This is a genomic window from Chromohalobacter beijerinckii (assembly GCF_023061185.1).
GTDB lineage: Bacteria > Pseudomonadota > Gammaproteobacteria > Pseudomonadales > Halomonadaceae > Chromohalobacter > Chromohalobacter beijerinckii.
This window is the reverse complement of sequence record NZ_JAKGAK010000059.1, coordinates 1-559: the sequence shown is the minus strand read 5'-3', so window position 1 is coordinate 559 and position 559 is coordinate 1. Positions and strand designations below refer to the sequence as shown.

Here is a 559-nt window from a genome sequence, read left to right as displayed (position 1 = left end):
CTGACTCTGCCGAATTTTTCCGTCGCCATTGGCCGTCCTCCGAAGCGGAAGTGCCAAGGTGGAATAGCCCATGGGATTTGGTTGGAACATTGCCCGGACACAATAAGCAAGGTGTATACCTGTTGCTGGGAGAGCATAACGAAGTCCTTTACATTGGGGTTGGCGCATCCCTGGGCGGTGGCAAATATACTGGCTACGGCCTTGGTTCAAGGACGAATCAATATTTTCGGCTGGCAGAAGGTCAACGGGGTGTTCCAGTAAAGGACAGACAGTACGTCCCCAAGAAAAAATGGGCTGACCGCGGAGTGTCTCAGGTGGTTACCTTGGGCTTTCACAAAGACTACGCATATTTAGCTTACGGATTAGAAGCCTTTCTGTTGCGGGAGAGAAAGACTCCTTACAATAAAGTCCGCTCGGCCAGAGCATCAAATTCTTAACAAGGCGCATCAATACGCGGCCGGTGTTCGCCCGACGCCCTTTTCATTGCGGCTGCGCCTTCATTACAAGGGCGCCGTAGTGCGCTGGCGTTGGGCAGCTAACGGATGCTAGAGCCTATCAC

General features: G+C 52.8%; 1 protein-coding gene. It reads left to right on the top strand.

All coding sequences use genetic code 11. The features are described 5' to 3' along the window. A partial coding sequence (locus tag L1075_RS15675) for a hypothetical protein (protein WP_246942771.1) occupies window positions 1-437 on the top strand: 437 nt, incomplete at its 5' end. Window positions 438-559 lie beyond the last annotated feature (122 nt).